This is a genomic window from Paenibacillus sp. FSL R5-0912 (assembly GCF_000758605.1).
GTDB lineage: Bacteria > Bacillota > Bacilli > Paenibacillales > Paenibacillaceae > Paenibacillus_AQ.
The window spans coordinates 6284003-6301333 of sequence record NZ_CP009282.1; the positions used below are offsets into that span (position 1 = coordinate 6284003).

At 52.4% G+C, this 17331-nt stretch carries 11 protein-coding genes, 1 tRNA gene and 1 other annotated feature; of the genes, 5 read left to right on the plus strand and 7 right to left on the minus strand.

Annotated features, from left to right (window positions below; all coding sequences use genetic code 11):
- Positions 1-129 precede the first annotated feature (129 nt).
- Positions 130-3480, plus strand: coding sequence for a DEAD/DEAH box helicase (locus R50912_RS26465; protein WP_442950493.1), 3351 nt, complete (start codon positions 130-132; stop codon positions 3478-3480).
- Positions 3481-3796: 316 nt separating this feature from the next.
- On the opposite strand, the gene R50912_RS36285 is transcribed toward R50912_RS26465, so the two are convergent.
- Positions 3797-3931 carry a hypothetical protein gene (locus R50912_RS36285; protein ID WP_269322081.1) on the minus strand — a complete coding sequence of 45 codons (135 nt, stop codon included), beginning with the start codon at positions 3929-3931 and terminating at the stop codon, positions 3797-3799.
- A gap of 220 nt (positions 3932-4151) precedes the next feature.
- Between R50912_RS36285 and R50912_RS26470 the strand changes: the two genes are divergently transcribed.
- Positions 4152-4457 (plus strand): hypothetical protein, encoded by a 306-nt coding sequence (locus tag R50912_RS26470; protein ID WP_042239034.1) that lies wholly within the window; start codon positions 4152-4154, stop codon positions 4455-4457.
- A 408-nt stretch (positions 4458-4865) separates the two neighbouring features.
- On the opposite strand, the gene R50912_RS35760 is transcribed toward R50912_RS26470, so the two are convergent.
- Positions 4866-5693: a hypothetical protein gene (locus tag R50912_RS35760; protein WP_052416709.1), complete on the minus strand. Its 828-nt coding sequence runs from the start codon at positions 5691-5693 to the stop codon at positions 4866-4868.
- 194 nt (positions 5694-5887) lie between these two features.
- Positions 5888-6108, plus strand: a binding site (T-box leader).
- A gap of 115 nt (positions 6109-6223) precedes the next feature.
- On the opposite strand from R50912_RS35760, the gene R50912_RS26480 reads away from it, so the two are divergent.
- Positions 6224-8230 carry an arginine--tRNA ligase gene (locus R50912_RS26480; RefSeq protein ID WP_042243355.1) on the plus strand — a complete coding sequence of 669 codons (2007 nt, stop codon included), beginning with the start codon at positions 6224-6226 and terminating at the stop codon, positions 8228-8230.
- Positions 8231-9169: 939 nt separating this feature from the next.
- On the opposite strand, the gene R50912_RS26485 is transcribed toward R50912_RS26480, so the two are convergent.
- Positions 9170-9243, minus strand: a tRNA-Arg gene (locus tag R50912_RS26485).
- A gap of 292 nt (positions 9244-9535) precedes the next feature.
- Positions 9536-9892, minus strand: coding sequence for a hypothetical protein (locus tag R50912_RS26490; RefSeq protein ID WP_042239036.1), 357 nt, complete (start codon positions 9890-9892; stop codon positions 9536-9538).
- A 149-nt stretch (positions 9893-10041) separates the two neighbouring features.
- Between R50912_RS26490 and asnB the strand changes: the two genes are divergently transcribed.
- Together asnB and R50912_RS36520 are read left to right on the plus strand one after the other, a co-directional pair.
- Positions 10042-11886, plus strand: a complete 1845-nt coding sequence (asnB, locus tag R50912_RS26495) for an asparagine synthase (glutamine-hydrolyzing) (RefSeq protein ID WP_042239037.1) — start codon at positions 10042-10044, stop codon at positions 11884-11886.
- A 532-nt stretch (positions 11887-12418) separates the two neighbouring features.
- Positions 12419-12829: a CPBP family glutamic-type intramembrane protease gene (locus R50912_RS36520; RefSeq protein ID WP_442950533.1), complete on the plus strand. Its 411-nt coding sequence runs from the start codon at positions 12419-12421 to the stop codon at positions 12827-12829.
- 212 nt (positions 12830-13041) lie between these two features.
- Here R50912_RS36520 and R50912_RS26505 read toward each other — a convergent pair whose 3' ends face one another.
- The 3 genes from R50912_RS26505 to R50912_RS26515 all read right to left on the minus strand — a co-directional run bounded on the left by R50912_RS26505 (position 13042) and on the right by R50912_RS26515 (position 17143).
- Positions 13042-14040: an LTA glycolipid anchor biosynthesis glycosyltransferase, IagA/BgsA family gene (locus tag R50912_RS26505; RefSeq protein ID WP_042239040.1), complete on the minus strand. Its 999-nt coding sequence runs from the start codon at positions 14038-14040 to the stop codon at positions 13042-13044.
- 330 nt (positions 14041-14370) lie between these two features.
- A complete protein-coding gene (locus R50912_RS26510; RefSeq protein WP_042239042.1) occupies positions 14371-15564 on the minus strand; it encodes a glycosyltransferase family 4 protein in 1194 nt (397 codons plus the stop codon).
- Between the two features lie 103 nt (positions 15565-15667).
- The gene (locus R50912_RS26515) at positions 15668-17143 is read right to left on the minus strand and encodes a serine hydrolase domain-containing protein (RefSeq protein WP_042239044.1); all 1476 of its coding nucleotides are present in this window, start codon (positions 17141-17143) and stop codon (positions 15668-15670) included.
- Between the last annotated feature and the right edge of the window lie 188 nt (positions 17144-17331).

Consider the following 17331-nt stretch of genomic DNA (forward strand, 5'->3'; position numbering starts at 1 on the left):
TTTGTTTTTTACCCATTCCCCTTTTGAAGGCGTACGCCTGTTCTGTTATTATGGGTACTATAACGATTGTCCAACGGGACAAAACAGGTCTTAGCTTGAGAGCAAGTTAGCCATCAGGAATAGAAGGAAGTGAGGATTACATTGGGTTTCCAGGTACCGGAACGGGTAATCAAGCTGCTGTGCGGCAGAGCCGCTTTTGATCAGGGGGTAGCTTATTATCACGCTCATAAGGTTGATCTTATCTATTCTGAGCACAACGATGACGGGGAATATTCGAAATACCGCGCTGCGGTTCATGGACTGGAGAGCCATGAAGTAGTGCTAACCATAGATAGTGACGGTGATGTTAACGGGGAGTGTACCTGCCCGGCTTACTACCGCGGCGGACCTTTCTGCAAACATATTGCAGCTGCACTGGTTAGTGTCCTTTATCTCGGCAAAGATAGGGACATGGACCAGACTCCCGATTCGGATGGGCAAGTGCCGGAGGCGTTCACGGGAGAGACCGGTATACTTACGCCCCGCCATTCCGGCTCTGCCGGAGACGGATACACCGGACGCAGCGGTGACCGGCAGTTGGTGAGCAGCATGCTCGGGATGTTCACCGGAGTGCGGCAGCGGCCGAGTGGAGCCGGAACTTATATGGATCTGCGGACACCGCTTCAGGTAGAGTTCATCTGCAAACCTTTCTCTTACAGCTTCGGCAGCACAATGCTGGGCATAGAACTGAAGGTTGGTCCTAAGCGCCTCTATATCGTGCCCAAAATCCGGGGGTTTCTGGAACGTGTTCACCGGGGTGAACCTTTTGAATTCTCCAGACATTTCAGTTATGATCCCGCCCTGCACAGCTTCTCGAAGGAAGATAATGAGGTGCTCATGAAGCTGATTGAAATCATGCTGAATGAAAAAATATACCGCAGCAGCATCAGCCCTTACACTCCGCATACCGGCACTTCGGGAAATGAGCGGCTTCTGGCTATTCCCCCCTTCTTCTGGGAGGGCCTGCTGCCAGCACTCACGGCCGCCCCTGCAGCCCGTCTGCAGCACGGCCAGATCCTGCACGAACGCTTGTCTCTCTCCGCCGAGGCTCTTCCGCTGAGCTTCCAGTTCGATCAGGCGCAAGGAGAGGGGTACCGGCTGGATGTCCAGGGGCTTCAGCAGCTTACGATTCTGGAAGATTACGGGCTGGTATTGTCAGAAGGCAAGCTACTGAAGCTGCCGGTGCAGGAATGCGGGCGTCTCGCTGAGCTGAAAAAGCTGCTGAACCCCTCGCGGCAGGATGGAATTGCCATTGCCCCGGAGCAGATGGAGCCATTCATGGAGGGCGTCATTCCCGGACTCAAAAAATTGGGCCAGGTGTTTATTGCCGATGCCATCGCGGACAGAATCGTTCAGGCCCAGCTTCACGCCAGACTCTATCTCGACCGGGTCAGAGACCGGCTGCTCGCCGGACTTGAATTCCAATATGGCGGGATTGTCATCAATCCGCTGGAGGAGAAGGCGCATGAGCGGAGCAATGAGGTGATTCTGATGCGGGACGGGGAGGCCGAACGGCGGATTCTCGACCTGATGGCCCATGAGTCGTTCGCGCGGACGGAGAGCGGATATATCATGCGGGATGAGGACGGGGAATTCGATTTCCTCCACCATACCATTCCGCTGCTGGAGCCGCTGCTTCAGGTCTATGCCACTACTGCCGTCAAGGAAAGAGTGCTTACGGAGCATGCCATGCCCAAGGTCAGCCTGAGCTGGAATGAGAAGACCGACTGGCTGGACTTCAAGTTCAGCATGGATGGTATTCCGGAGAAGGATATTGTGCTGGTGCTGAAATCCCTGCAGGAAAAGCGTAAATATTACCGGCTGCCGGATGGTGCGCTGCTGCCGCTGGAAACTGCAGAATTCCTGGAAATTATCGCCCTGATGAATGAGCTTGGCGTTCAGAACGGAGAGTTCAATCACGCAGAGTTCTCCCTGCCGCTGGTCCGGGGTCTTCGCCTGCATGCGGATACCGGCAAAGGCGATTCCGTCCAGATCGGCCGGTCGTTCCGGCGGCTGCTGGCCAATCTGGCAAGTCCCGAGAACCTGGACTTCCCTGTGCCGGAGAGTCTGGCCCCTGTACTCCGCGACTATCAGCAGTACGGCTTCCAATGGATGAAGACGCTGGCCCACTACCGCTTCGGCGGCATTCTGGCCGATGACATGGGTCTCGGCAAAACGCTGCAGAGTATCACCTTCCTGCTCTCCGAGCTTGCGGATATCCGTCAGGGCGGAGTCCCTGCGCTCATTGTCAGCCCGGCTTCGCTGCTCTACAACTGGCATAATGAGCTGAAGCGTTTCGCGCCGGATATCAAGGCAGCCATTGCCGACGGCAGTGCGGACGAACGCAACCGGACGCTGCGGAATTCAGCCGGCCATGATGTCATCATTACCTCTTATCCGCTGCTGCGCAGAGATGCCGTGGAATACGCCAAGCGGTCTTTCCATACCCTCATCCTGGATGAAGCGCAGATGATTAAGAACCATGAGACGCAGACTGCCCAGGCCGTTAAGCTCCTGCAAGCCCGGTACCGGTTCGCGCTTACGGGAACGCCGGTGGAGAACGCGCTGGAGGACCTGTGGTCAATCTTCGGCGTGGTATTTCCCGGGCTGTTCCCCGGCAAGAAGGCCTTCCATGACCTCCCCCGGGAGACTGTGGCCAAGCGTATCCGCCCCTTCCTGCTGCGCCGACTCAAAAGCGACGTCCTGAAGGAGCTGCCGGACAAAATCGAATCACTGCAGGCCTCTGAGCTGCTGCCGGAGCAGAAAAGGCTCTACGTCGCATATTTGGCCAGACTGCGCAAGGAAGCGCTCAAGCATCTGGACAGCGACAGCTTCGGTAACGGCCGGATCAAAGTCCTCGCCGGTCTCACCCGGCTGCGCCAGCTGTGCTGCCACCCTTCCCTGTTCGTGGAAGGGTACACTGGTGGATCGGGCAAATTCGAGCAGCTGCTGGAGATTATCGATGAATGCCGCAGCTCCGGCAAACGGATGCTGATCTTCTCACAGTTCACGCAAATGCTGGGGATGATCGGGCGCGAATTGGCCCTGCTGGGTATCCCGCACTTCTATCTGGACGGACAAACACCGGCTTCCCAGCGTACCCAGCTATGCACCCGTTTCAATGAAGGGGAACGCGATCTTTTTCTGATCTCGCTGAAGGCGGGCGGCACCGGTCTTAATCTGACCGGTGCCGACACGGTCATTCTCTATGATCTGTGGTGGAATCCGGCTGTCGAGCAGCAGGCTGCTGACCGCGCCCACCGGATCGGACAGAAGAAGGTCGTGCAGGTCATCCGCCTGGTTGCGCAGGGAACCGTAGAAGACAAGATGTACGAGCTGCAGCAGAAGAAGAAGAATCTGATTGATGAAGTGATACAGCCGGGACAGGAAGCCCTGTCCAGCCTGAGCGAGCAGGATATCCGCGAGATACTTGCGATATGACCGGAGGCGAAGCGTGAGTTGTGGGCGAATGGAGCGGAGGCTGACTGCGGGGTAGGACGTTTTGCCGCGGGCAGGTACGGGTTAGGCGTTTTAAACTGCGGGCAAGCTGCGAGCAAGGTATGCCAAGCGTCTACGTTCTTAGAGCCTCCGTTCTAATTGCACTTGATACAGCAGAATTCAGTGAAACTGGTGGTTTTCAGTGAAAATATGCTGAAGATCCTATCCTCTACGCCATAAATAAAACAGGGATGCTCCTGAGCCTATAGGCTTGGGAGGTCCCTGTTTTATTTATTTCTATTGGCTTGCAGTGCTGGGTTTAGACAATTGTAATTCCGCCGCTGGCATAACGGTCAACCGTTGTCGCTACATCAATTCCGGCTGATACCGTTGCCGAGAAGACCAGCAGCAGACCTCGATAGGTCCTGTTGATAAAATCGGCATCCCGTCTCATTCCTCCTTCCATATCTAGCATTTACGGCGTGAAACTCAGTTACTAGCGACGGTTGATCATTAATCGCACAATATAATAAGATTCGTGCGTCCTCTAGTCAGTGTGTACATAAGACAGGTTCCATTCACCAATATCTGTTGGGACGCATATCTTTTTATTAAGGAGAGACCGCACTTGCTGCCGCTTTCCCGAAGAATGCCCAACGGAAGAAGGGAGTCCTATGCCCCCTCCTGGAAGAGGAAAAAGACCTGCCGCCAAAAAACCACCGGCCAGCTCCAAAACACAAACTCCAAAAGGGCTTGAGTTCGCGGTAGCTGCTCTTCTTTTGACCGGCAAGCTGAAAGTAGACTCCATCCAGATGTACACGGACGCATCGATGTTCGTCAGTCTGGTAGGCAAATATAAAACCTTAAGTGATCTAAGCAACGACAACGTCGATAAGCTGGTCAGCTTCCTTGATGACAACAGCAGTCTCACCCTGAACGAGATTATGACCGCTTTGAAAAAGAAAGCTGAAAACTCCTGACCACCTAATTAGAAAGTGAAAGTGAGGCGCGGGGATATGGACAGTTTTGACGGGGAGGGTTTCGCTGGCGGTCTGCTGCTGGTAATTGTAATTGCCCTGCTGATTTATGGTTCTACGGACATCAAGAATCTGACCGGTGCGCCTACTGCGGACTAGGCATTTCCTCTGTCAGAGATTCTGAAGAGGTCTGCTTGCCGAGCTGGCTTTGTAGTCCATTGCCAGGCGGCATCTATGTGATTACTTATGATAAATAAAGCTGCCCTAACTATACTGGGGACAGCACCCTGTTTGTGAGGCAGGGATCAAAATGCCTGGCAAGTTTAAGCAGCCCGTCACCGAAAATCCATCGGTGACGGGCTATTTAGCTTCACTGGAATCCGAATTTATCTGAATTCTACTCTGCCAAGCTTAGTTTATTTTTTGAATCAGGATTGAGGCATTGGCATTGACTTGTGTTCCGCCTGACAGCGTCTGCAGCGAAATTGCCGCTGAACTGGAATGATTGCGCAGAGTCAGGGAATCTCCCGCTGCCGCTACAACAATCACCATTCCGGGATTGGCCTGAGTTCCGGCGCAAGAACCATATATGCCGCCTGCAACAGAAGTACCATTTTGAAAAAGTGAAAATTGATTGGGCTCAACTCCCGTTGCGTTGAACCAAACTGCATAATCTCCAGCAGTACCTATAGGAATCACAGAACTTCCTGCCGTGTATGTAATTGCCCCAATTATAGGACCATTATTACTAAAAGTAACATCGGCCTCCAAAGGAACCGTTTGGGCAGCCGAATTATAAATATAGGCATACTCGGAAAGACCAGCCGGACTGGTTCCTGTCGCTCCCGTCGCTCCCGTAACCCCAGTCGCGCCTGCTTCGCCTGTGGTAGTTCCCAGAAGTTCAGCAGAAACCAGTCGGTGTGGCGTTACTAAGCCGCCTGAGCTATTTTTTCCCCAGACTGAGACTTGCACCTGTTCATCAATGGTTCCCGAAGTGACAAAAACAAACTCAAATGCATCCAAACCCGCATAATACGTGGTTGTCACTACCTGATTGGGCAGTACATTCAACGTTTCACTGACATATAGCGTGCGGGTTCCATCCAGATAGTAACCCTCTACCGTCACCAAGGAAGACATGGTATCACTTCGGTTATCGATTTTGACCGTGACCTGCTGGGTAGGTCTAAGCCCGCCTACCGCATTATTTTCAATCGGTCCTGTAGATAAAAAGCTCATCTTGAGTTCTCCACTCCGAATATTTTAATTGTGACAACAACTTACTATATTCGAGCCATCACTGGAGGTGTGGACAAAGCCGGATATCTATTGCAAATACCGGATGTTATAGGTAGCATTTTACGGAAACAAGGTTCAGCTTGACATTCCGCTATTGCTTTCTTCCAGAAATTCGCTATACTGATAAAAATCATATTGAATCAATGACCGGGAGAGTAATGGCCCTGAACCCTAGTCCCCAGCGAGCCGGGAGAGTGTAAGCCGGTACAGATCAGGATTATGAAGCGCACCCGTGAGATGGACTTCTGAACTAAGAGTAGGAAGCCCCGGCCAAGGACCGTTAACCTGTAAGGTGGCTGAACTGCAGGTTCGGCAACGAGAGTGGTACCGCGAGCGCATAAGCCTCGTCTCTTTTGAGACGAAGGCTTTTTTTGTCGTCTATTCTTTGTTCATTAGAATTCTGCACTAACCTACGGGCTTTAGCCGCCGCTTACACTTTTCACAACTATAGGAGGTATTTACTCATGTTAATGCTAAGCCAGCTTATCAAGAATAGTCTGGAACAATGTATTCACAAAGTATCTGAAGACCTGGGAGTTCCCGGCAGCACTCCGGTAAAGGCGGCTCTGGAGCAGCCGGCCAATGCGGAGCATGGTGATTATTCCAGCAATATTGCCATGCAGTTGGCCCGTACTCTGCGCAAAGCCCCGATTGCTATCGCTGAACTAATTATCGCTGAGCTTAAACAGTCTGGTTCTGTAAACGGCCTGCTGCAGAGAATCGAGGTTGCCGCACCGGGGTTCATTAATATGTACATCGATTGGCAGGTATGGGCCACGACTGAGTTCAAGCTGCCACTGGCAGCTGGCGAGAAGGTTATTGTGGAGCATACTTCGGTGAACCCGAACAAATCCATGCATATCGGGCACCTGAGAAACTCCTGTATCGGGGATGCGCTGGTTAGAATTCTGAGAAAAACCGGCTACACGGTCGAGGTACATAACTACGTGGATGATCTGGGCAATCAGCTTGCAGATACTGTAGTCGGCCTCTTGAATGTCCCGCTGGCCGGAGAGCATGTCCGTTTCGGAGATTACTGCTGGGATATTTACGCTGAGATCAACAAGGAGTACGCGGAGCATCCGGAGTCTGTACATAAGCGGACTGAAATACTTCACGCGCTGGAACAAGGTGACGGCAACACCGCATGGATCGGCAACCTTGTCGCCGGTCAAATTGTGAAAGAGCATGTGGAGGAAATGCGCAACTTCGGGATTAACTATGACCTGCTGGTCTGGGAGAGCAGTATTCTGAAAGGAGGCTTTTGGTCTTCCGCCTTCGGTCTTTTGTCGCAGACAGATGTGTTCGTTCAGGAGAGTGAAGGCAAGCTGGCCGGCTGCTGGATTCTGAAGCAATCCGCTGGCACTGGCGCACAGGATGCACTGGAGACACCGGAGACAGAAGAGGAGCATCAGAAGGATAAGGTGCTGGTGCGCTCGAACGGGATTTTGACCTATACGGCCAAGGATATCGCTTATCATCTGTGGAAATTCGGCCTCTTAGATAAGGACTTCGCCTACCTCGAATTTAGCAGTGGGCTGTGGACGACTGGCTTGAGCGGTGAGGTGCTGCCTTTTGGACATGCAGATAAGGTCGTTAACGTGATCGATTCCAGACAAGAATATCCGCAGGCGATGGTGAAGCAGGCGTTTCAGGCACTGGGATACCACGAGCAGGCGGAGCGGCTGCATCATGTAAGTTATGGTGTGGTTTCGCTAAGTCCGGCTTCCGCTGCCGGGCTCGGTCTGGATACATCCTCCGGTAAAAGCTCCTATGCCATGTCCGGACGCCAGGGCATCGGCATCAAGGTCACTGAGCTAGTCCGGCTTATGGAGGATTCCATCGAGGCTACCCGTTCCGACAAAAACGGCCTGTCCAGCCGGCTCATCGCCACCGCTGCCATCCGCTACTATCTGCTGCGCTTCAATCTGGGTACTGAGATTGTGTTTGACTTCAAACAAGCCATGGAGATTTCCGGCAACACTGGCGTTTATCTGATGTATGCCTTTGCCCGGGCAAGCCGTGTGCTCAGTAAAGGCAGCGCCCTGGCGGAGAGCGGTACCGGGAATAGCGAAGGTAACGAGCTTGACGGGAGCCGGGAGTATGGGGGGCACGGGAATAGCGGGGATAGCGGGAGCAGCGCGCATGGCTCGAGCAGCGGGCTTGGCGGGAGCAGCGCACATGGTGAGCTTCCGCTCTTTCCGCCGCACCTTGAAGCAGCCGAGCTCGCCCTGCTGAGACAGCTCAGCCTCTGGCAAGACACCCTATATACGGCAAGCCGGGAGCTTACGCCGAATACGATCTGTAACTACGCGCACAGTCTGGCGTCGCTGTTCAGCAACTTCTACTCCGCCTGCCCGATCCTCCAAGGAGAGGCCTCCAGCATCGCCTTCCGTCTCTGGCTGACCCAGAGCTTCACCGATACTTTAGGAGAGGCGCTGGATGTACTCGGGCTGCCTAAGCCGGAGCGGATGTAAGCTGGGGCGAAGAAGCTGTACAGAGTCCCGCATAGTTCAAGTAGGGCTTATAGTAGATAACTGTACTCATTGGGTGAAAATGATGTTGGTTACTTGGGGATCGCTGTAGGCGAGCGGGGGTTTGGGTTTGAGTAACAATAGTCTAGCGGATCGCTCTACAAAGAGTGACTTGAATGCTCAGACAGCAGGGATTTCCAGGATAATTGTCTGCATTGTACAGACGAAATATTCTGCTAAGCTATGCGGACTCAGATGACGCTATTTGGTGAAAAATCCTGTTTTTTTGACCGATACGGACTCAGGGGCCCTTATATTGTACTTTGGAGCTCAAAATGAGGGGAAACGGGTTAGTTAACGGCATCTGAGTCCGCATGGATTGCGAAATGATGTGATCCGCCGAAATAAGAGCACCTCAGTCCGCAACGCTGCTTCTATACGTGATGTTCTCGCTTCAAAGTAATCCTCCGGACGACAAAACAGCCTTCCCGAAGGAAGGCTGTTACTTGACGTCCCGGAAGGGATGCAGCCAAACTTCGGCTGATTGCGAAGCGTATGCTCACGAAGCTTAACCTCCAACGTCCCCGGCTGGCGCCTAGGCTTCTCATCCTCCGGACGACAAAACAGCCTTCCCGAAGGAAGGCTGTTACTTGACGTCCCGGAAGGGATGCAGCCATACTTCGGCTGATTGCGAAACGAATGCTCACGAAGCGTATGCTCCAACGTCCCCGGCTGGCGCCTAGGGTTCTCATCCTCCGGACGACAAAACAGCCTTCCCGAAGGAAGGCTGTTACTTGACGTCCCGGAAGGGATGCAGCCAAACTTCGGCTGATTGCGAAGCGAATGCTCACGAAGCGTATGCTCCAACGTCCCCGGCTGACGCCTAGGGTTCTCATCCTCCGGACGACAAAACAGCCTTCCCGAAGGAAGGCTGTTACTTGACGTCCCGGAAGGGATTCGAACCCCCGACCGTGCGCTTAGAAGGCGCATGCTCTATCCAACTGAGCTACCGGGACAAATGAAGAAACATGCTATAAAGATCATATGTATTAATGCAACGTTACTTATTATACCTGATTCACAGAATTTATCAAGACTAAACTCTCCCAGCCGGCAAATGAGGTCCCCTACACCCCACCGTTGAGGCCACTTCTGAGCGATCCAGTGGATGTCCTGATATACGAACCCCAATAAAAAAGAAGCCTCCCGCATCCTGAATGCGGCAAGCTTCCTGCTCTATGGTCCATCCTATAGGTTATTGGTTGGTGATCGTGCAGTGAATCTTCGTTGCAAGAGGTCCCGCCGGAATCAAGAGTACTGCCTGAAATGTTCGCCCAGCTGCTTCTTCAGCTCTCCGAAGATCAGCAGCTCGCGCTGAAATTTGGACCGTTCATCTTCCGGACTCATTACGGTGCTGCCGGTGAAGCCGCTGACCGTCACGTCCTTAAAAGCATCATGCAGATTGTTATCGAACCAATCGGTGGCGGTGTCCGCGTCATTCGTCAATATACGGACAATTTCGTATCCCTCCTCGCGCTGGTCCTCAACAATATAAACCAAAAGTGCGGAATCGCCCACAGCTCCAGGCAATACGCCAACCTCTGCACAAGGTGCTCCGTCATACTCGGTCATTCTGCGGATTTTGGCGTCTTTAATATAATACACTTGTCATCCATCCCTCCTGGCAAATTTCCCTCTCCCCTAGTGTTCGGATAAGGACATACATTTTATCCCTTCAATCGGCATATATCTGTATTACTTGGCAAAAAAGAAAGGACAGACAACAATCGCACAAAAGAGAGGATGAACCAGACATGTGCGGAATAACCGGATTTGTCCAGTGGCGCGGTGATCTTACAGGGCACTCGCAACTGCTTGTCAGAATGACTGAAACTTTAGCGAACCGCGGACCGGATGCAGCCGGAACCTGGATTTCAGGACCCATTGCCTTCGGACACCGCAGACTCAGCGTCATTGATCCTGAGAACGGCGCACAGCCGATGATTGCCCGCCATGACGATAAGGTGTATGCAATTGTGTATAACGGCGAGCTATATAATGCCCCTGAGCTCAAAAAAGAGCTGAAGCAGCGCGGCCATCATTTCCTCACAGAATGCGATACTGAGGTACTCCTGCATGCCTATATCGAATGGGGACCGGACTGCACGGAGAAGCTGAATGGTATCTTCGCTTTTGCCGTCTGGGACAGCTTGCGCGATCAGGTATTCCTCGCCCGTGACCGCCTGGGCGTGAAGCCTTTGTTTTACAGCCAAGTGGACGATGTCTTCGTATTCGGATCTGAACCCAAGGCGCTGCTCCAGCATCCCAAAGTCCAGCCGAAGGTTGGACCGGAAGGCCTTGCGGAGGTTTTCATCATCGGTCCGGCCCGTACACCGGGACATGGTGTATACAAAGATATATTCGAGCTTCGTCCAGGTCATGCCATGATTTACAGCCGCAGCGGCATCCGCACTTATGCGTATTGGAAGCTGGAGAGCGACCAGCACACGGATAACGTGGATGAAACTGCAGCCCGGGTGCGGGAATTGCTCCAGGATACGCTGGAGCGCCAGCTGGTATCCGATGTTCCAGTCTGCTCCCTGCTCTCCGGCGGACTCGATTCCAGTGCCTTGACTGCGCTCGCCGTAGATTATTACAACCGGACCGGCCAGGGCCGGATCGATACCTTCTCTGTAGATTATGTAGACAACGATAAGCATTTCAAGAGCCATGCCTTCCAGCCCGGAGCAGACGGCCCCTGGATTCAGCGGATGATTGATGAGCTGAACACGAACCATCACTTTGTTGCTTTTGACACTCCAGAATTGGTAACGGCACTCGACAACGCCCTCTACTCCCGTGATTTGCCGGGTATGACCGATGTGGATTCCTCACTTTATTTATTCTGCCAGGAGATTAAAAAGAAGGCGACTGTCGCTATCTCCGGCGAAGCTGCGGATGAAATTTTCGGCGGCTACCCCTGGTTCCACCGTGAGGAGATGCTGTCTTCCGGCACCTTCCCCTGGTCGGTAGCACCCAAGATGCGTGCAGGTCTATTGTCACCGGAAATGAATGAGTGGATACGTCCGCTGGAATATTTAGGTGACCGGTACAGCGACGCCGTGGCTGAGGTGCCGAAGCTTGACGGTGAGACCGGCAAACAGGCACAGATGCGCGTGATGTCCTATCTCAACATTACCCGCTTCATGCCTACGCTGCTGGACCGCAAGGACCGGATGAGTATGGGTGTGGGCCTGGAGGTCCGTGTTCCTTATTGTGATCACCGCCTGGTGCAGTATGTATTCAATATTCCCTGGGAGATCAAGACCGTAGGCAACCGTGAAAAAGGCATTCTGCGCAAAGCGCTCGAAGGCGTGCTGCCGGATGATGTCCTCTACCGCAAAAAAAGCCCGTATCCCAAAACGCATAATCCCGCTTACCTGAATCAGGTGCGTTCGCAGATGCTGGGCATCCTGAATGATCCTTCTTCTCCAATCCTGCCGCTGATTGATCCGGCCAAAATCCGGGAAATCGCCGCCTCGCCGGAGTCCTCCAGCAACCTGCCGTGGTTCGGCCAGCTGATGTCCGGCCCGCAATTATTTGCTTATCTGGCCCAGGTGAATCTGTGGCTGCGGACCTATAATGTCTCCATCGGCTGATACAGTTTCAGGACAACGTCAAATTATGGGGATTCCGTCTGGAATATTGTGATCCTTGCCACAGACCAAATGGAGCATAACCTCTACAACTATAGGTGAAGTATATCCTACAACTTAGGGGTTTTATCCAATGCATTCCTTAGTCAAATCCGATTCTTCCTCTACAAGAAAACTGATTGTTTTTATCCTCGTGACCTTCGGCTTCACCTGGCTCTGCTGGCTGCCGCTCCTGCTTAATAAGCAGTTCGAAGCCGGCTTGCCGGTATTGCCCGGACAATTCTATCTGGGATCCTTCGGACCGCTGCTTGGTACATTGGCCAGCTTAAAGCAGCCTGGAGAAGAGGGCTTTGCCGCCTGGTGCAGAACTGCATTTTCGCTGTCTTTCCCAAAGAAATGGCTGATATTGGCTGCAGGACTGCCGCTTGCATATGGAGCGGTAGCCATTCTGGTGCATACCTTAATTACCGGCCATCCGCCGGATATGCGACAGTTCGGGCTCACCTCCGATCTTCCTCCGCAGTTTGGCATCTGGATGACCTCGCTCGTGTGGATGCTCACCTTCGGGATCGGGGAAGAGAGCGGCTGGCGCGGCTACCTGCTTCCGCAGCTGCACCAGCGCTACTCGCTGTTCACCTCCGCCCTGCTGGTTGCTGTGATCTGGATGGCTTGGCATCTTCCGGCCTTCTGGTTCAATGAGAGCTACCTGGGTATGGGCTTCGGTGTGCTGGGCTGGGCGATCAGCCTCACCTACGGTTCGGTCGTTCTGGCCTGGATCTGCGCCGGAAGCCGCTGGAGCATTGTTCCGGTGATTGTGTGGCATGGCATCTTTGATCTGCTGACAGCCAGCGACCAGGCAGCCGAGATTATGGCTATGGTCTGCAGCATGCTGGTCATTATCCACGGTATTCTGCTGATGAAGATACTGGGCAAACGCAGAGCATAGCAAACTGCCGTGGTTCGGCGAGCTGATGTCCGGCCCGCAAAGATTTGCTTATCCGGTCCAGGCGGATCTCTGGCTGCGGAAGCAAATGTCACCACCACCTGATCATGCTTATTCTGTATCCCGCCCGGGCCGAGTGCTTCACTGCTTATAAACAAAGCCGCCCAGACCCGGATCTATTAGGGTCTGAGCGGCTTTTCGAGCATGACATAATATTAGAGCAATTCCTGTTCATATATAGCCTGCAGCCTGCTGCCGATCACCTTTAGATCGTTATCCAGCACCACTTGATGGCCGTTCTCTGTCAGACTGGGTAATCTCCGTTCTGCGATTGCCGCAATTTTATTCCGGAATTCTTCGTTCGTCCTGCCCTTATAGACCGTTTCATCCGCTGTCAGCCACTCTGAATAGATGGGAATATCCCGGATCAGGATGGGAATTCGGCTGGCCAGAGCCTCAAGCAGCACAATCCCCTCTGTCTCCTCATGACTTAAGAACAGAAACAGATCGCTTCCGTTATAAGCATCCTTTAATTCCTGCCTGTCCACATATCCGGGAAAATGGAGGTTCGGCAGTTTGCGGAAAATCGCCTTCTTTACCTCCCGCGGTATAAGGTTCAGATTGGTATAGCCGAACCAGTAGAACTGGTATTCCGGCATCTGCTCCGCAAGTGCCACGAAATCCAGAACTCCTTTGCGCTTAATATAATGCCCTACGGAGATAACGGCTTTCTCGTCAGGCCTCAGCTTGTATTTACTGCGGAATCTGGAGCGCGACGCCTCATCCGGCTTGAAGAACTCCGTATCTATACCGTTGGACAGGCTGTAGATAGGACGCTTCAAGGCATAGCCCTCCAGCAGTTTTTTCGAATAACCCGTAGGTGTAATGATGATGTCACCGCTGTTGTAACAGAGCTTAATCCACAGTTTAAACAACGGTGCTACCAGGTTAGAGCCGCGGAAAGAGTTGCGGAAATCCTCCATCGTGGAATGTGCATAATACACTACCTTTTTGCCTTTCCGCTTCGCCCGTCTGCTCATGAGCAAGGAGTCCGGGAAAATCGTGTTCAAGTGAACCACATCATAGCTTTCCTTGGCATTCATTGTGCTGGGGATATTCATCATTTCCAGAGTTTTTTGCTGATGGCGTATGGCTTGTCCGATACCGCTTGCTGCTACCAGCTTCAGCAGCCCCGAATAGATTAGAACCTTCATGATCGTATCCCTCACCGGTGCAGCAGTGCCATGATATTGTGGGATAGCAGACTTAGCCCAAAGCTGTAGAGTGCAATGGCTATAGGTTTCCCGAATATGATAACTGCCGTGGATTTTTGTAAAGTCATCTTGGTTGTTCCTGCCATGTAGCATAAGAAATCATCCGGTGCGACGGGCAGAAAAATAGCGATCGTGACATTTTATCAAAGTTCTTATTGTTCTCCGTCCAACTCATATATTTACGGTACAGTTGGCGCCGAAACGGGCGAAGAAGCCCTGCAGCGCAGTTTCTGAGTAAAAAATTCTGGCCTGCACCTCGGGAGACTGGATTTAGCGGACTGGGGTCATGACAAAACAGGGTTCAAGCTCCTGTGGTGCTTCGGTTACAAGCTTCGTGTAGGTTTCCTCTATCTTGGCCGCAAAGGCTGCGGAGGAATAGTTGTTTACAGCATGAGTTCTGGCATTTGCAGATAATTCCCTGTACCTTTCCTCACTCTCAAAAATAGCCTCCAGCTTCTCGCAAAACTGCTCGAAGGACGTATATTGCCAGCCGTTCACACCATCGAGTATGACTTTGTCCAGACAAGCGTCCTTCCTGCACAGCGCCGGCACACCGCTGGCCAGGGCTTCGACATAAGTAAGCCCCTGGGTCTCGCTCTGGGAGGCACTTACAAAGATATCGCCCATGCGGTAGTAGGCAGCCACTTCCCCCGGTGGAACCATTCCGGTAAAAATAACCTTGTGTTCCACGTTTCTTGCCTGGGCAAGGCTCTTCAGGTTAGCGCGGTCAGGTCCATCGCCCACGACCAGAAGCGTAATCCTGCTGTCATTCATTCTGGCCACAAAATCTATGATCTCTTCTAAATTCTTCTCTTGAGCCAATCTTCCTACAAACAGAAGTACCTTATCTGTAACGGGAATGCCAAGTCTTCGTCTGGCCGCTTCTGTCTCTGCCTGCTGCACAGGCAAGTCAAAACACCCTAAATCTATGCCTGTAGGTACGACCCGGATATCTTGGGTTACCCCATACTCTTTGAGTAGGGTGAATACCTTCCCGGTCGGTGCAATCACCCCCTGTGTCCGCTTCAGGATATTCCTCGTGAATGCTGCGACCAGCGCCCTGCTCCACTTCTCATTCAGCAGGAAATAGTGAGTGTAGTCTGCATACACCGTATGATACGTGTGGACAATGGGAATATTCAGCTTTTTGGCGATTCTGCGTGCCATGAAGAACGTGCTGAATTCACATTGGGAGTGAATGATCTCCGGCTTCCACTCCATCAATTCCTCCATATACTTACTTGCCAGGGCTGTTCTGACCCGAGCGCCCGGATAGATCATTCCTGCCCCGAGCGAGCCGATATAGGTGATGCCATTCTTGCAGTAGGATAATCCATTCTCAGAAAGTGTTAATACCCGTACCTCATGACCCAATTTCATAAGCTCTCTGCGCAGGTTTACTACTGAGGTTACAACTCCATTTACAACAGGCTCATACCAATCAGTCGTTATAAGAATTCTCACAGGTAGCTCTCCTCTGCCTTCACTGCATGTGAAACCTAATTACAGGGACAACTTTTCCTTTTTTTGGCTATTTATATTATATAATAGTTTTATTAATTTTCTCTTAACAGTTTATAAACGGGGTATTAACATCTCTGTTTCCCGCTGCACTATATTCTGAAATGTTAAGCGAGACGTTGATATTGAATCTGACAAGGAGCTGGTCGTCTGTAAATCCTATTATGTATGTGACCATGTACGGGGTTTCGATGTAGTACAGCGTAAGCTTAAGGGTCTCCTCTGCCAGCCAGCTAGCGTAAGTGATTACCTGTTGCCGGTGCAAAGCGAGGTCTTTATAGAACACATCCTCAGTGCATACCGGCTTGGTGAGATCGAAGGGCAGCACATTGTCCCGTTCATCCCCGTATACCATTTGAAGCGTGATCTTCAGCTTGTTCTTTACAGTAAAAGTAATCCTCTTCAGCCCATGGGGGTTATCGCTGATCAGATATGTGCCGCCGAAACCGGTAACCGGCCATTTCCCGGGAAACGCCGGCTGCAGCACAGGTAAGGCTGAAGTGCTCCAATCGGACAGCAGCTTCTGCAGGCTGGCTTGATGCCCGGAATCCGGCAGCAGGGCCGGGCCAAGCGCATCGAAAATATACTCAAAGACCAGATCCAACAATACCTGCAGGCGGCTCATATTCCCGAAGCTGGCGGTTGCTGCAATGACAATATTCTGCTCCGGAGCAACCAGGCATAACTGGCCAAAAGAGCCGTCCCCCCGGTAGCAGCCTCTCCGGCACAGATGGAACTGGTAACCATAGCCCTGCGCAGAGTCGATCCTTTCCACTCCTGCACGGTTATCGCTCTGCTCACTGGCCGCCCGTTCTATGTACTGCGCTGATACGATTCTACGCCCGTTATATATTCCTTTGTCCAATAGCATCTGGCCGAATTTGGCTATACTCTCTGTGGACAGACTGAGTCCCATCCCGCCTGCCGTAATGCCCAGTGGACAAGTCTCCCACGAAGGCCGCGGGATATCCAAGGGTTCAAACAGGCGCGGCATCAGATAATCGGTCATCTTCTGCCCGGTGACCCGTTCGATAATGGCCGCCAGCATATAGCTGGAGGGGGTACTGTAGCGGTAATAGCTGCCGGGCTCATGCTCTACCTGCTGTGCGAGAAAAGCGGTGATCCAGTCCTGCTCCTTCACCACAGCCGGATAAATATCGCAATGGTGGCCCGCATTCATCGAGAGCAGATGGTGCACAGTCATGTGCACCAGATTAGGCGTCACAACCTCCGGCAGCTTGTCCGGGAAAAAGGAAATCACCGAATCCTCCAGCTTCAGCAGCCCTTCGTCCCAGGCAATGCCAGCCGCTATGGAGGTAAAGCTCTTGCTTAGCGAATACAGCAGCTGCGGGGTTCCCAGGCGGTAAGGCATCCGGGTAAATTCAGCGGTGACCTTGCCGCCCTGCAGCAGCATGAAGCTGTTAACCTCAAGCCCCTGTTCCCTGACCTCCATGAAAAAACGACTTAATGCCTGCGAAGATAATCCGTGATTCTCCGGTAGATCTCTGGCGATGTCCGTCATACTTATCCTCCTGTTCAATTCTTTCTGCTTTTATCATAGAAGCTGGAACAGCGGCTGTCGATGCGCTTTAAGCGCCTAGTAACTTGGCGGATTATCGCCAAACGCAAAGAGCAGATCACCCGAAAGGATCTGCTCTTTGCGTTTATGGCTTTACGCCTCCACCTATATAGATTGCACTGAGAATAAGA

Excerpts from the sequence above, each read along its gene's own strand:
- R50912_RS36285 (WP_269322081.1), bottom strand. The coding sequence starts at position 3,931 with ATGAGACGGGATGCCGATTTTATCAACAGGACCTATCGAGGTCTGCTG.
- R50912_RS26470 (WP_042239034.1), top strand. The coding sequence starts at position 4,152 with ATGCCCCCTCCTGGAAGAGGAAAAAGACCTGCCGCCAAAAAACCACCG.
- R50912_RS35760 (WP_052416709.1), bottom strand. The coding sequence starts at position 5,693 with ATGAGCTTTTTATCTACAGGACCGATTGAAAATAATGCGGTAGGCGGG.
- R50912_RS26480 (WP_042243355.1), top strand. The coding sequence starts at position 6,224 with ATGCTAAGCCAGCTTATCAAGAATAGTCTGGAACAATGTATTCACAAA.
- asnB (WP_042239037.1), top strand. The coding sequence starts at position 10,042 with ATGTGCGGAATAACCGGATTTGTCCAGTGGCGCGGTGATCTTACAGGG.
- R50912_RS36520 (WP_442950533.1), top strand. The coding sequence starts at position 12,419 with ATGACCTCGCTCGTGTGGATGCTCACCTTCGGGATCGGGGAAGAGAGC.
- R50912_RS26505 (WP_042239040.1), bottom strand. The coding sequence starts at position 14,040 with ATGAAGGTTCTAATCTATTCGGGGCTGCTGAAGCTGGTAGCAGCAAGC.
- R50912_RS26515 (WP_042239044.1), bottom strand. The coding sequence starts at position 17,143 with ATGACGGACATCGCCAGAGATCTACCGGAGAATCACGGATTATCTTCG.